A 14,642-nucleotide genomic window follows, 5' to 3' on the forward strand; every position below is an offset into this window, starting at 1 on the left:
GAGGATTCGGTTACGTTGACCCCTACCCTGCTGCTGGTCGCGCACGGCAGTCGTGACGCGCGCTTCCCGGCGACGGCCTGCCGCGTGCGCGACGCCGTCGCGGCCACGCTGCCGGGTGTCGACGTACGCCTGGCATACCTCGATCTCAACGCCCCCCTGGTCGGCGATGCCCTCGATGAGATCGCCGGTGATTGTGTGGTGGTGCCGCTGCTCTTCGCAGCCGGTTATCACCAGAAGATCGACCTGCCCGCGATCATCGGCGAGCACGACCGCCGAGGTCGGGTGGTGATCCGATCCGAGGTGATCGGAACGTTCCCGCTGGCGAATGCGCTGGCCGAGCGGCTGTCCGAGGCCGGCCTTGGCGAATCGGCCTGCCGGCGGGCAGGGATCATCCTGAGCGCTGTCGGATCATCGGACGCGGCCGCCGATCGCCACGTCAGACGCCGCGCCATCGAGCTGTCGACCTTGCTGAACCGTCCGGTGGAAGTGGTGTTCGCCACCAAGCTCGGGCACCGGGAGCACCAACTCCGCAACGCGGTTCGCCGACTGCGCGCCGCCGGAGCGGACCGCATCGCACTGAGTCCTTATTTCCTGTCCGCCGGACTGCTCACCGAACGGGTCGAGGCCGCGCTCGATGTCCACGCACCGGGAGCGCTGGTCGCCGGACCGCTGGGCGCCCATCGCGACATCGTCGACGCCGTGTGCCACCACTATTGGACTGCGGCCTCCACCCGCACGATGTCCGCGAAGGCCCCCGATCAGGAGTCGGTCAGCGCGGCCACCTTCGTCGCACGCGCGTAGATCGCCTCTCCCGCCTGCAGATTGAGCGCGTTGGCATCGCCTCGCGTGATCTGCGCCTGGAACTCGTCACCGGTGGTGGCCGCGATCAGTTCGACCCGGGTCTCGAATCCCAGATGGACCACCCGCTGCACCGTCGCCTTGATCACCCCGGTGTCGAGGGACGCATCGGCTGCCGGCAAGGCCATTTCCGGATTACGGCCGATCCGGATGTCGTGCGGACGCACCAGCTCACCGTTGAGGCGCACGGTGGATCCGAGGAACGACGCCACGAACTCGTTGGCCGGACGGTCGTAGAGGTCATCCGGCGCGCCGACCTGCTCGATCCGCCCCTTGTTGAGTACGGCGATCCGGTCGCTCACGTCGAGCGCTTCCTGCTGATCGTGTGTGACCAGGACGGTGGTGACGTTGACATCCTCGTGTAAGCGCCGCAACCACTTTCGCAGATCTTCACGGACCTTCGCATCCAGGGCACCGAACGGCTCGTCGAGCAGCAGGACCTGCGGGTCCACCGCCAACGCGCGGGCCAGTGCCATGCGCTGACGCTGGCCTCCCGACAGCTGCGACGGGAAGCGCCGCTGGAACACGGTGAGTCCAACGATGTCGAGCAGCTCGTCGACCTTGGCGTCGATCTGCGCCTTGGGCCGCTTGCGGATCTTGAGTCCGAATGCGATGTTGTCGCGCACGGTCAGGTGTTTGAACGCCGCGTAGTGCTGGAACACGAATCCGATGTCGCGCTTCTGCGGCGCCGCGCCCGACACGTCGTTCCCACTGATGATGACGGTGCCCGAGTCGAGACTGTCCAGTCCCGCGATGGCCCGCAGGAGGGTGGATTTGCCGGAGCCCGACGGTCCGAGCAACGAGGTCAACGACCCTTCCGGAATATCGATCGACACGTCGTCGAGCGCCGCGAAGTCACCGTATCGTTTGTTCGCGCCGATAACCGAGATGGACATGTCACACGCCTTCCTTGTGCTGCACGACTTGCTGGGCATCGATGGATGCGGGTCCGTGGGGGACGGTGAGATCGGGTTCGACCTCGGTCTCGGTGCTGCCGGTGTAGGTTTCACTCGCGTCGGCGTACCGGCCCTTTGCCCGCCGTTCGATGAGCGTCATCGCCACCAGGACGAGGATCGCCACCAGCATCAGCAGCGTCGCCGCGGCGTACGCACCGAATTCGTTGTAGTCATCGGTGTAGCGCGAGTTCACCAGCAGTGTCAGGGTCTGCGAGATGCCCGGGAAGTTCGACGACACCATCGTCACCGCGCCGTATTCGCCGAGAGCGCGGGCGATCGTCAGGACGATGCCGTAGGTGAGTCCCCAGCGGATGGCGGGCAACGTGATCCGGCTGAACGTCTGCCACCCGTTGGCGCCCAGGGTCGCCGCCGCCTGCTCCTGCTCGGTGCCGATCTCACGCAACACCGGTTCCACCTCGCGCACCACGAATGGCAGGGTGACGAACAAGGTTGCCAGCACCAGTCCGGGGAAGCCGAAGATGATGCGGAATCCGGTGCTCTCGATCCCGCCGAACCATCCCCCGTATCCCCACAACAGGATCAGCGCGACACCCGCCACCACCGGCGAAACCGCGAACGGCAGGTCCACCACGGCTTGGAGGAAGCCCTTCCCCGGGAACCGGCCTCGGACGAGGGCCAGCGCGGTCACGATGCCGAAGATCACGTTGAGCGGCACCACGATCACGACGATCAGCAGACTCAATTGCAGGGCGGCGATGGCCGCCGGAGTGGTGATCCACTCCCAGAACTGTCCCAGTCCGTGCTCGAACGATCGCCAGAAGATCAGCCCCACCGGCACGACGAGCAGGATGAACAGGTAGAGGAGCGCGATGGCGCGCAACGTATATCGCGTGGTTCTGGAGACCTTCATCGATCCTGCTCCTCTCGCATGGACTGACGGCGGCCGACGATCCGCAGGATGAGCAGGGCGACAAAGGCGATCACCAGGAGCATCACCGACACGGCCGCGGCGTTGACCGGCTCGTCGACCTCGATCTGTTGCTGGATGTACTGCGACGCCACCTGGGTGTCGCCGGGGATGTTGCCGCCGATCAGGACCACCGACCCGAACTCACCGATCGCACGGGTGAAGGCGAGGCCTGCGCCGGTCAGGATGGCGGGCAACAGCGCGGGCATGATGATCTTGGTCCAGATGATCCAGTTGCCCGCGCCCAGCACGGCCGCGGCTTCCTCGACGTCGGTGTCGAGCTCGATGAGGACCGGCTGCACCTGCCGCACCACGAACGGCAGGGTCACGAATGTCAGCGCGATCACCAGTGCCGGCTTCGTCGCATTGAGCTGGATGTCGATCGGACTGTTCGGACCGTACAGAGAGAGCAGCACCAGGCTGGCCACGATCGTCGGCAACGCAAAGGGCAGATCGATGATTGCATTGACGAATCCCTTGCCCGGGAAGTCATCTCGTACCAGCACCCAGGCGATCAACGTGCCGAACACGACATTGATGAGCGCCACGACCACGGAGACCAGGACCGTGATCCACAACGCGTCGAGCGCGTTCGGATCGGTGACCGCATCCCAGAAGCCGCCCCAACCGTCGGTGAAGGCCTGCACCGTGATCGCCGCGAGCGGGAGCAGGACGATCACGCTGAGCCACAGCCACGCGACACCGACCCCGAACGGCGACACCCCGCTGAACGTCCGGTTTCGCCCGAGGAACCCTCCCGGCGGGGTGGAGTCCACCGTCTGCGTACTCATTGCCGGCCTCCCGCGTTGTAGATCTCGGTGATGGCGCCCTTCGAGCCGAACAGGGCCGAGTCCACGGCCTTCCATCCGGTCAGGTCCTTGCCGTCGTTCTCCGCCGCCGTGCCCTCACCGAGCACCGCTCCGAGCTCCTTGATCGTCCAGAGCTTCGCGATGTCGCCGGGGAACAGGTCGTGGGTCCGCGCGATCACGTCCGGCAGCACCGGACGGAACCCCTCCTGCGCCCACAGTTGTTGGGCCGCGGGAGTGAAGAGGTAGTCGACAAACGACTTCGCGCCGTCCTTGTCTGTGGAGGTGTTGACGACGGCGACCGGGTTCTCGATCTTGAAGGTCTGGGATGGGAGGAGGTAGTCGACCTGTTCGTCGGCAGGCACCGACGCGTTGGCGCGGTTGAGCATGATCGCCTCGTTCTCGTAGCTGATCAGGACATCACCCTGCCCTTGCTCGAACGCGGTTGTCGCCTCGCGACCCGACTTGGGCACCACCTTGATGTGATCCCGGACGAGTTCGCTGACGTAGTCGAGACCCGCCTGAGAATTGCGGCCACCATCGCTCTTCGCGGCGTACGGGGCGAGGAGGTTCCACTTCGCCGATCCCGAACTGCCCGGATTGGGCGTGACGACCTGCACTCCCGGCCTGAGGAGGTCGTCCCAATCCCGGATGTTCTTCGGGTTGCCCTTGCGCACCACGAGTGCCACCACGGAGCCGAACGGAGTGCTGTTGTTGGGTGCCTGCTTCTTCCAGTCCTCATCCACGACGCCCTCTTTCACCAGACGCGTGATGTCGGGCTCCACCGAGAAGTTGACCACGTCCGCCGGGACCCGCCGGGCAACCTTGCGCGACTGGTCACCCGAGGCGCCATAGGACTGGGAGAAACCGATGTCGTGGCCTTGCTCGGTGTCGCGGAACGCGGGGATGATGGCGTCGAAACCCGGCTTCGGCACGGCGTACGCGACGAGGTTCAGGTGCCGGCTGCCACTCGAGATGTCGGCCCCTCCGGGTTCGTCGGTCGAACCGGCTCCACACGCCGTCACACTGGTGATGGCCATGAGTGCGACCGCCGCCACCACAGCGGTTCGCCACCTTCGCACAACCATGGTTCTCGCCACGCAATCCTCCCGGACTCACACGCCTGGACCGGGATGATCGAGCGCCTGCCCGTCCGCCCCCGGCACAACCTCGGACGCGTAAACGCTAGCAATGCCGTTTCGGTGTCCTGCGCATGTCAGATGCATGATTTGGGGTGCGCAGTCCGCTGTGCTAGCGGGTGAGCACCCACGCGAGGACCACCAGCACGATGAGGGCGATCAGGGCGAGGGTCACACGGGAACGGATCATGGCCTAGAGCCCCTTCCCGTCGTCATCGGCGAAGCGCCTGCGGTCGAGGACGTCGGAGACCGTATCGACCAGCAGATTGAGGACGGCGGCGATCAGGACCGCCAACGGGATGACGACGACCAGGGTCACCAGGAGCTGCGGCACGAAGGACAGTCCGGTCAGCCACTCCTCGACGCTGTCCCACCAGGCACTCACCGATGTCATCGTTCACCTCTTCCCGCAGTTCGCCCGAATCGGACACCGATCGAGAGTTTCGCTCAGTCTGAATAAAACGCCCGACAGTCGGGTCGCCGGTCGAGTGGCGACAACAGGGGCCGATGGCAATGATATAGCCATGACCGTCCCGGAAGACGCCGCCGTCACCGCACTGCCGACCGCGACCGCGTCGAACCGGCCGGATTCGACCGTCACCGAGCCCGAGGCCAAGGCGTTCTCGCCGGCCACGGCGGCGCACAATGCCTTCCCGCCCATCGGTGACTACGCCTTTCTCTCCGACACCGAGACCAACTGCCTGATCGCCCGGAACGGGTCGATCGAGTGGATGTGCGTGCCGCGGCCGGACTCACCGAGCGTGTTCGGCGCCATCCTCGATCGCAGCGCCGGTCATTTCCGGCTGGCGCCGTACGGCGTGAACGTCCCTGTCGACCGCCGCTACCTCCCCGGCAGCCTGATGGTGGAGACCACCTGGCAGACCGAGACGGGGTGGATCGTGGTGCGCGATGCACTCGTGATGGGTCCGTGGCACGACAACGAGCGTCGCTCGACCACCCACCGCCGCACCCCCACCGACTGGGATGCCGAGCACATCCTGTTGCGCACGGTGCGCTGTGTGTCGGGGACCGTCGAACTGTCGATGAGTTGCGAGCCGGCATTCGACTATCACCGCGGCAACACCGTGTGGGAGTACACGGGACCCGCCTACGGCGAGGCGATCGCGACAGGCACCAACACCACCTCCCCGAGTCCCACCCTGAAGCTCACGACCGACCTGAGGCTGGGACTCGAGGGCCGGGAGGCGCGCGCACGTACGAGGCTCGTCGAGGGCGACGACCGCTTCGTCGCCCTGTCGTGGTCGCGCCAGCCTGCCCCGCAGAACTTCGAGGAGGCGGCCCAGAAGATGTGGTCGACCTCGGAATGCTGGCGCCAGTGGATCAACGCCGGGACCTTCCCCGACCACCCGTGGCGTACCCATCTGCAACGCTCGGCCCTCACGTTGAAGGGTCTCACCTACTCCCCGACCGGCGCCCTGCTCGCGGCCGCCACCACATCGCTCCCGGAAACCCCTGGCGGCGAACGCAACTGGGACTATCGCTACGCGTGGGTGCGCGACTCGACGTTCGCCCTGTGGGGTCTGTACACACTCGGCCTCGACCGTGAGGCCGACGACTTCTTCTCGTTCATCGCCGACGTGTCCGGCGTGACCAACTCCGAACATCACCCGCTGCAGGTGATGTACGGGGTCGGCGGCGAACGCACCCTCGAGGAAGCAGAACTCCACCACCTGTCCGGGTACGACGGCGCGCGACCGGTCCGCATCGGCAACGGCGCGTACAACCAAGCGCAACACGATATCTGGGGAACAATGCTCGACTCGGTGTATCTCAACACCAAGTCCAACGAGGCGGTGCCCGAGACATTGTGGCCGGTGCTGAAGGCCCAGGTCGAGGAAGCGGTGAAGAACTGGCGCAAACCGGACCGGGGGATCTGGGAAGTGCGTGGTGAGCCCAAGCACTTCACCTCGTCGAAGGTCATGTGCTGGGTGGCACTCGACCGTGGTTCGCGGCTGGCCGCACTGCACGGCGAGAAGTCCTACGCCAGGCAATGGGCCGAGATCGCCGACGAGATCCGCGACGACATCCTCGCCCACGGAGTCAACGCCCGCGGCGTCTTCACCCAGCGCTATGGCGACGACGCACTCGACGCCTCCCTGCTCCTCGTACCGCTGCTGCGCTTCCTGCCCTCCGACGACCACCGGGTCCGCAACACCGTGCTGGCCATCGCCGACGAACTGACCGAGAACGGACTGGTCCTGAGATACCGCGTCGAGGAGACCGACGACGGTCTGTCCGGCGAAGAGGGCACCTTCACCATCTGTTCGTTCTGGTTGGTGTCGGCACTCGTGGAGATCGGCGAACTGCCACGAGCAAAGGCGCTCTGCGAACGCCTGCTCTCCTACTCCAGCCCGTTGAAGCTCTACGCCGAGGAGATCGACGCGAAGACCGGGCAGCACCTCGGCAACTTCCCGCAGGCATTCACCCACCTCGCGCTCATCAACGCGGTCATGCATGTGATCCGGGCCGAGGAGGCCGCGAGTCACGGGACCTTCCAGCCTGCACACCACTGACTGCGACGGCAGCGCAATCGAATCCGAGCGTCAGCAGATCACGCCGGGACCTCACCCGCGAGATGGTCGAATGCCACCTGGACGTGAATGCGCAGACTGTCGACCAGGCAGTCGTCGTCGGCGTAGAAGGCCGGACTGTGATTCATCGCCATGCCTCGCCCGCCCTCGACCGGCGCGAGCGATGTGCCCGCGAACTGCGTGTCCTGGGTGCCGAAGTTGAGGTACGCACCACCGAAGGCCCGCGTGAACTCCGACATGTCGTCATAACCGAGCATCCCGGGCATCTCCACCAGACGGTCGGGACCGATGACCCGTTTCACCGTCGGCAGGATCGCGTCGATCCACTCTTCGGTGTTGGCCAACGGCGGCACGTACTGCAGATAGTCGACCGTGGCACTCGCTCCGTAGGCCGCGGCGTGATGCTCGGCCATTCGGCGGAGGTTGTCCTGCACGGTGCCCATGGAGGTCTCGTCGAGGCAGCGGATGGTGCCCCACAGCGTGACCCGCTCACCGATGATGTTGAACCGGCCGACGTCCTCGACATGCCCGATCGACACCGTCACCGCGTCGGTGGCCGGTACCTGTCGGTACAGCTGCCCGGCACCGGAGATGATGTCGGCGACCGCCGGCATCGGATCGATGCCGTACCAGGGCATCGAACCATGTACCTGCTTGCCCACCACCTCGATCTTCACCAGGCACGACGCCGCGTACTGGTTGCCGATGCCATAGCCGACAACGCCTTTGGGCAACGGCGCGACATGCATACCGAACATCATCGTCGGGCGCAGGTCGGCGAACGCGCCGGCGTCGATCATGGCCTTGGCACCGCCGGCCTCGTCGATCGGCGGCCCTTCTTCGGCGGGCTGGAACACGAACATCACCGTCCCGGGCAGGTCGTCGCGAACCGACGCGAGCACGTCCGCCGCACCCAGCACTGTCGACGTGTGGCAGTCGTGGCCGCATGCGTGGGCCACCGGGAACGGACCGCCCGGATAGTCGGAGTCGACGACCGTGGACGCGAACTCGACACCTGAGGCCTCCGCGACCGGTAGCGCATCCATGTCGGCACGCAGACCCGCGACTCGATCTCCCGCGCGACCGCCGCGCAGGACACCGACCACGCCGTGCCCGGCGATGCCGGTGTGAACCTCGTCGAGGCCTGCCCGTCGCAGCCGCTCCGCCACCAGCGCCGAGGTGTTGACCTCACGGTTCGACAGCTCGGGATGGGAATGGAGGTGGTGACGCGTCTGGATCAGTTCGCCCAGTGCGTCTCGCGCCCTCTCGTCCAGCAGTTTCCTCGTGGCGGCAACGTCATCGGCATCCATCGGACCATTGTCGCCGATCTGCCCTGTCAGGTCAGCGGTATCTCAGTCCAGCCGCCACGGCTCGTACGCACGCGGATCGCCGATGGGTTCCACATGAGTGACCACGCTGAGGTGGTCGAGCATCGCCCGCAACTCGTCCTCGACCTCCTCGACCACGTCGTGTGCATGGTCCACCGACCAGTCGCCGGGCACGAGCATGTGCATCTGCAGGAAGCGTTCGTGGCCCGATTCACGCGTCCGGATGTCATGGAATTCGATCCCGCCGGCACGGTGCCGGTCGAGCACGGCGTCGATCGCTGCCCGATCACCTGCGGGCATCGCCGAATCCATCAGGCCCGCGCCCGACCGCAGCACCAGTCGCCCACCGACCACCAGGATGTTGATCGCCACCGCGATGGCGACGAGTGAGTCCAGCGCCAGCCAGCCGGTCACGGCCACCAGGGCGACCCCGACGACCACTCCTGCCGTGGTCCACACGTCGGTCAGAAGGTGCTTGCCGTCGGCCTCCAGGGTCAGCGATCGATACCGCCGCCCGAGCCGGAGCAAGACCACCCCGACCGCGCCGTTCACCATCGTGGCCACCACCGAGATCAGTAAACCCAGTCCGACGGAGTCGAGTTCACGCGGATGCAGGAGGCGCTCGGCCGCCGCCACGATGATCACCACCGCAGCGACGACGATCATGACACCCTCGAAGACCGCCGAGAAATACTCGACCTTGGTGTGTCCGAAATTGTGTCCCGCGTCGGGTGGGCGGGCGGCGACGCGGAGCGCTACGAATGCACCGATCGCCGCCACCACGTTCACCACCGACTCGGCCGCGTCGGAGAGCAGACCGACCGACCCGGAGACCTGCCACGCGACGATCTTCAACGCGATCACGACAATCGACGCCGCGACGCTCAGGGCAGCGTAGCGGGACAGATCCTGCCGCGTGGTCACTCGCCTGCCAGGCCCCGACGCACCAGCAACGGGCCGATCTCGGGTCGGCGGCCGATCAGTTTCTCATGTGCGACAAGTGGATCGACGCTGTCGCCCCGGGAGAGTGTCGCCTCGGCGAACTTCTGCCCGTTGGCGCGTTGCAGACCGCCTTCGGCCAGAAACCACTGTTCGGTCTCGGCGTCGAGAACCTCCGACCAGATGTAGGAGTAATAGCCGGCCGAGTACCCGCCGCCGAAGATGTGGTTGAAGTAGGCGCTGCGATATCGCGGTGGGATGAGATCGCCGACGAAGCCCGCCGACCGTAGCGCCGTGCGTTCGAATGCCTCGACGTCGTCGACGGTGTCGTCGGCGGCGATCCGGTGCCAAGCAAGGTCGAGGACCGCGGCGGCAAGGTATTCGATGGTGGCGTGCGCGGTCTCGGTGTTCGCCGACTCGCGCGCCGCCTCGGCCAGCGCCACCGGGATCGGTTCGCCGGTTGCGTGATGACGTGCGTAGTGCGACAACACGTCCGGGTGAAGCGCCCACATCTCGTTGACCTGCGACGGAAACTCGACGAAGTCACGCGGCACCGACGTCCCCGACTGCGACGGATAATCCACCGCCGACAACAGTCCGTGCAGGGCGTGACCGAATTCGTGGAACAGCGTGGTCAGCTGATCCATCGTGAGCAGGCACGGCTTGCCGTCGTCCGGCTTGGTCAGATTGAGGACGTTCACGACGACCGGCTGGGTGGAGAGCACCGTCGACTGGTCGACGATGTTGTTCATCCACGCCCCGCCCCGCTTCGACGGCCGCGCGAAATAGTCGCCGAGGAACAGACCGATGCTTCGACCGCCATCGCTGAAGACCTCCCAGATCCGGACATCCGGGTGGTAGCCGGCCAGGTCACCCCGCTCGGTGAATCGCAGTCCGTACAGCTTGCCCGCGGCGTGGAACACGCCCCGCTCCAAGACCGTGTCGAGCTCGCAGTAGTTCTCGAAGTCGTCCAGCGGTACGGCCGAGTTCGATCGTCGATCCCGCTCCAGCCAGAACGTGAGATCGGCAGGTCCGATGTCGTGGTCGGCCAGCTGTGTCAGCCTCGTCAGCTCCCGGCCACCGGCCCGCATCGCGGACTCGGTCAGCTCACCGAGCAACGCGGTGACCGATCCCGGGTCGGGCGCGGTCTCCTCTGCGATCACGTATTCGGCGTGATCGGTGTACCCGAGCAGCCGAGCACGCCGGGCACGCAGACCGACGATCTCCAGGACCAGTTCGCGGGTGTCATGGTCGTTGCCGCGAGAGCACCGGTTGACCGACGCATCGAAGACCCGTTGCCGCACTGCGGGATCGGTCAACGAGGTGAGCACTGATTGACTCGTCGGCAGTTCCAGCGTGATCAGGTATCCGGAGTCGTGCCCCGCGTCTGCGGCGGCACGGCGCGCCGCACGGATCTCCCCGTCCGACAACCCGTCGAGATCTGCTTCGTCGTCGACCACCACCGCCGAGGCGTTGGTGTCGTCGAGAATCCGCTGCGAGAACGTCGTGGTCAGAAAGGCCAGTCGCGACGAGATGTGCCGCATCTGCTCCTGATCGTCGCTTCGCAGGCCCGCACCGGCGCGGACGGATTCGCGGTATCGCTTGGCCAACAGTCGTTCCTGCGCCTCCGTCAGTCCCAGGTCGGGCAGGCGCGCGTGGAGATCGGCGATCCGCGAGAACAGTCGGCCGTCCATCGCGATGGTGTTGGCGTGGTCGGTGAGCAGTGTCGAGAGCTTCTGGGAGATCTCGTTGCGCACCGGATTCGTGTCCGGCCCGACCAGATTGAAGAACACTCCACTCGCTCGCGCCAGGTCGCGACCGGAGAGTTCGAGCGCCTCGACCGTGTTGTGGAAGGTGGCCGGGCGCGGGTCGGTCGCGATCGCCTCGACCTCGGCGATCTGGGTCGCCATCGCGTCGGTGAAGGCGGGCAGGAAATCATCGTCGCTGATCGACGCGAAGTCCGGCAGTCCATGCGGCAGTGCGCTCTCGGCCAGAACCGGGTTGACCTCACGACGACTCATCAGCCTATTTCCCCTTCGATTTGTCTCCGCCTGCATCGGTGGACAGAGCTGCGACGAAGGCCTCCTGCGGGACATCGACACGGCCGATCGTCTTCATCCGCTTCTTGCCTTCCTTCTGCTTCTCGAGCAGTTTGCGCTTACGGCTGATGTCGCCGCCGTAGCACTTGGCCAGCACATCCTTGCGGATCGCCCGGATGTTCTCGCGTGCAATGATCTTCGATCCGATTGCGGCTTGGATGGGCACCTCGTACTGCTGACGAGGGATGAGCTCCTTCAGCTTGGTCGCCATCTTGTTGCCGTAGGTGTAGGCGCCGTCTCGGTGCACGATGGCGCTGAAGGCGTCGACCGCCTCGCCCTGCAGCAGGATGTCGACCTTCACCAGGTCGGCCTCCTGTTCGCCCGCCTCCTCGTAGTCGAGGCTGGCGTACCCCCGGGTCCGCGACTTCAGGGCATCGAAGAAGTCGAAGATGATCTCCGCCATCGGCAAGGTGTAGCGCAACTCGACGCGGGTCTCGGACAGGTAGTCCATACCGCCGAGCTCACCCCGACGAGCTTGGCACAGCTCCATGATGGTCCCGACGAACTCGCTCGGAGCGATGATCGTCATCTTCACGATGGGCTCGTAGATGTGTTTGGCCTTGCCTGCGGGCCAGTCCGACGGGTTGGTCACGGTGATCTCCGCACCGTCCTCCATGATCACGCGGTACACGACGTTCGGTGCCGTCGAGATCAAATCGAGGTCGAACTCCCGCTCGAGACGTTCGCGGGTGATCTCCATGTGCAGCAGGCCGAGGAATCCGCATCGGAAACCGAAGCCGAGCGCCACCGACGTCTCGGGCTCGAACGTGAGTGCGGCATCGTTGAGCTGCAGTTTCTCGAGGGCCTCGCGCAGCACCGGGTAATCCGATCCATCCACCGGGTACAGCCCCGAATAGACCATCGGCCGCGGCTCCCGATATCCGGTCAGTGCCTGTTCGGCACCGTTGCGCGCGGTGGTCACGGTGTCGCCGACCTTCGACTGACGCACGTCCTTCACGCCGGTGATCAGGTAGCCGACCTCACCGACACCGAGGCCTTTCGACGGTTTCGGCTCCGGGGACACGATGCCGACCTCGAGCAGTTCGTGTGTCGCGCCGGTGGACATCATCAGGACCTTCTCGCGCGGGACGACGCGACCGTCGACGACGCGCACGTAGGTGACCACACCGCGATAGGTGTCGTAGACCGAGTCGAAGATCATCGCGCGCGCCGGGGCGTCTGCGTCACCGGTCGGCGCCGGGATCTCGTCGATCACCTTGTCGAGGAGCGCACCGACACCCGCACCGGTCTTGCCGGAGACACGCAGCACGTCGTCGGCCTCGCAGCCGATGATGTGGGCGATCTCGGCGGCATAGCGGTCGGGATCGGCGGCGGGGAGATCGATCTTGTTCAGCACCGGGATGATGGTGAGGTCGTTCTCCATCGCGAGGTAGAGGTTCGCGAGTGTCTGGGCCTCGATGCCCTGTGCCGCATCGACCAGCAGGACCGCACCTTCGCAGGCCTCCAGGGCGCGTGACACCTCGTAGGTGAAGTCGACGTGCCCAGGAGTGTCGATCAGGTGCAGAACGTAGTCGGTGGACGAGCCGTCGGCGTCGGTGACGGTCCACGGAAGACGCACGTTCTGCGCCTTGATGGTGATACCCCGCTCACGCTCGATGTCCATCCGGTCGAGGTATTGGGCGCGCATCGCACGTTCCTCGACCACGCCGGTGAGCTGCAGCATCCGGTCGGCCAGGGTGGATTTTCCGTGGTCGATGTGGGCGATGATGCAGAAGTTCCGGATCCGCGCGGGGTCGGTGAAGGTGGTGTCGGCGAAGGTGGGAATCGAACTGCTCCTCGGAACGTGCGTGGCATGGTTCGCGGTCGGTGCGGCCGCATGTCCAGACCAGTTTCTCATGCCTGAGCGTGGTGTCGACGTGGACGCTCGCCGCTACCGTGAGTGACATGGCCTCGAGCACCCCTGAGACGACGTCCCACGAGACCGGCGGCGTGGTCGCCGAGGTGTCTCGTCCGCCCGGCCGGCGGGTCGGCGTGGCGGTTCTCGCGCACGGCGCAGGCGGCAATCGCCACTCGCTGATCCTGCGTGCCATCGCCGCAGAACTCTGCGCGCACGGGCTCGTCGTCGCCCGCATCGACCTTCCGTACCGGCAGCGGCGACCCAAGGGGCCGCCGAGTCCGTCCACGGCCGCTGCCGATCGCGACGGCATCGTCGCAGCCTGCGCGACCTTTCGCGACGAGTCCACCGGGCCCCTCATCGTCGGCGGTCACTCGTACGGCGGTCGGCAGGCATCGATGGCAGTGGCCGAGAATCCCGACCTCGCCGACGGCCTGTTGCTCAGCTCCTACCCGCTGCACCCACCGGGCAAGCCCGAGCGCCTCCGAACCGAGCATCTCCCCTCGATCTCCGTGCCCACCGTGATCGTCCACGGGAGTACCGATCCGTTCGCGACCCCGGACGAACTCACCGCGGCCGTCGCACTGATTCCGGCACCGGTGCGCGTCGTCGAGATCGAGAAGGTCGGACACAATCTGAACCCTGACCGGAAGCCGACCGCCGCGCTCACGGCCGCGGCGGTCACGGAGACCTTCTTCAGCCCGGAGCCGACGTGACCGCCGACCGCGGGACCGGCGGGGCGCAGAGCCCGGCGCCCGGGCATCCGACACACGAGTTGGCCCGGCAGATCCTCTACTCGCCGGACCTCGACGGCGCGGCCGATCCGGGTGAGATCGTCTGGACGTGGGTCCCGTACGAGGACCGCGCGGACAAGGGCAAGGACCGGCCCGTACTGGTCGTCGGACGCGACATCGATGACGCCGACCGTTCCCACCTGCTCGGCCTCATGCTGTCCAGCAAGGACTGGCACCGCGAGGACCCGGATTGGATCTCGCTCGGGACCGGGGTGTGGGATTCCTGGCACCGCGAGAGCTTCGTCCGCCTCGACCGTGTTCTGATGGTCGCCGAACACGGCATCCGGCGCGAAGGGGCGATCCTCGACCAGGATCGGTTCGAGGTCGTCGCCGCGCGGCTGCGTACCGATTTCGGCTGGCAGTGAACCCTCGCGCGCACTCTCCGCAG

Annotated in this window: 13 protein-coding genes; 4 read left to right on the plus strand and 9 right to left on the minus strand. The window is 66.1% G+C overall.

Annotated features, from left to right (window positions below):
* Positions 1-15: 15 nt before the first annotated feature.
* Positions 16-801 carry a sirohydrochlorin chelatase gene (locus IDF66_RS01535; protein WP_190265506.1) on the plus strand — a complete coding sequence of 262 codons (786 nt, stop codon included), beginning with the start codon at positions 16-18 and terminating at the stop codon, positions 799-801.
* Here IDF66_RS01535 and IDF66_RS01540 read toward each other — a convergent pair.
* From IDF66_RS01540 to IDF66_RS01560, 5 genes are all read right to left on the minus strand, one after another.
* The gene (locus IDF66_RS01540; protein WP_164309133.1) at positions 759-1,754 is read right to left on the minus strand and encodes a sulfate/molybdate ABC transporter ATP-binding protein; all 996 of its coding nucleotides are present in this window, start codon (positions 1,752-1,754) and stop codon (positions 759-761) included. The genes IDF66_RS01535 and IDF66_RS01540 overlap by 43 nt on opposite strands.
* A gap of 1 nt (position 1,755) precedes the next feature.
* The gene (gene cysW / locus IDF66_RS01545) at positions 1,756-2,685 is read right to left on the minus strand and encodes a sulfate ABC transporter permease subunit CysW (RefSeq protein ID WP_164309132.1); all 930 of its coding nucleotides are present in this window, start codon (positions 2,683-2,685) and stop codon (positions 1,756-1,758) included.
* Positions 2,682-3,533 carry a sulfate ABC transporter permease subunit CysT gene (cysT, locus tag IDF66_RS01550; protein ID WP_164309131.1) on the minus strand — a complete coding sequence of 284 codons (852 nt, stop codon included), beginning with the start codon at positions 3,531-3,533 and terminating at the stop codon, positions 2,682-2,684. The genes cysW and cysT overlap by 4 nt, the downstream gene beginning before the upstream one ends.
* Positions 3,530-4,588 carry a sulfate ABC transporter substrate-binding protein gene (locus IDF66_RS01555; RefSeq protein ID WP_223309084.1) on the minus strand — a complete coding sequence of 353 codons (1,059 nt, stop codon included), beginning with the start codon at positions 4,586-4,588 and terminating at the stop codon, positions 3,530-3,532. Before IDF66_RS01555 ends, cysT begins: the two co-directional genes overlap by 4 nt.
* A 292-nt stretch (positions 4,589-4,880) precedes the next feature.
* Positions 4,881-5,081 carry a hypothetical protein gene (locus IDF66_RS01560; protein ID WP_164309129.1) on the minus strand — a complete coding sequence of 67 codons (201 nt, stop codon included), beginning with the start codon at positions 5,079-5,081 and terminating at the stop codon, positions 4,881-4,883.
* A gap of 130 nt (positions 5,082-5,211) precedes the next feature.
* Here IDF66_RS01560 and IDF66_RS01565 point away from each other — a divergent pair, with 130 nt between their 5' ends.
* Positions 5,212-7,221, plus strand: a complete 2,010-nt coding sequence (locus IDF66_RS01565; RefSeq protein WP_190265508.1) for a glycoside hydrolase family 15 protein — start codon at positions 5,212-5,214, stop codon at positions 7,219-7,221.
* Between the two features lie 38 nt (positions 7,222-7,259).
* On the opposite strand, the gene IDF66_RS01570 is transcribed toward IDF66_RS01565, so the two are convergent.
* From IDF66_RS01570 to lepA, 4 genes are read right to left on the minus strand one after another with little or no spacing between them, the layout of a single operon-like run.
* Entirely contained in the window at positions 7,260-8,549 is a 1,290-nt protein-coding gene (locus IDF66_RS01570; RefSeq protein WP_164309127.1) for a M20 metallopeptidase family protein, read from the minus strand.
* 42 nt (positions 8,550-8,591) lie between these two features.
* Positions 8,592-9,491, minus strand: a complete 900-nt coding sequence (locus IDF66_RS01575) for a cation diffusion facilitator family transporter (protein WP_190265509.1) — start codon at positions 9,489-9,491, stop codon at positions 8,592-8,594.
* Positions 9,488-11,527, minus strand: a complete 2,040-nt coding sequence (locus IDF66_RS01580; protein WP_190265510.1) for a M3 family metallopeptidase — start codon at positions 11,525-11,527, stop codon at positions 9,488-9,490. Before IDF66_RS01580 ends, IDF66_RS01575 begins: the two co-directional genes overlap by 4 nt.
* Positions 11,528-11,531: 4 nt before the next feature.
* Entirely contained in the window at positions 11,532-13,463 is a 1,932-nt protein-coding gene (gene lepA / locus IDF66_RS01585) for a translation elongation factor 4 (protein WP_223309085.1), read from the minus strand.
* A 47-nt stretch (positions 13,464-13,510) separates the two neighbouring features.
* On the opposite strand from lepA, the gene IDF66_RS01590 reads away from it, so the two are divergent.
* Together IDF66_RS01590 and IDF66_RS01595 are read left to right on the plus strand one after the other, a co-directional pair.
* Positions 13,511-14,176 carry an alpha/beta hydrolase family protein gene (locus tag IDF66_RS01590; RefSeq protein WP_190265511.1) on the plus strand — a complete coding sequence of 222 codons (666 nt, stop codon included), beginning with the start codon at positions 13,511-13,513 and terminating at the stop codon, positions 14,174-14,176.
* Complete coding sequence (locus IDF66_RS01595) at positions 14,173-14,619, plus strand: type II toxin-antitoxin system PemK/MazF family toxin (RefSeq protein ID WP_164309122.1); 447 nt, start codon at positions 14,173-14,175, stop codon at positions 14,617-14,619. Before IDF66_RS01590 ends, IDF66_RS01595 begins: the two co-directional genes overlap by 4 nt.
* Positions 14,620-14,642: the final 23 nt, after the last annotated feature.

Source organism: Gordonia hankookensis (assembly GCF_014673215.1).
Classification (GTDB): domain Bacteria; phylum Actinomycetota; class Actinomycetes; order Mycobacteriales; family Mycobacteriaceae; genus Gordonia; species Gordonia hankookensis.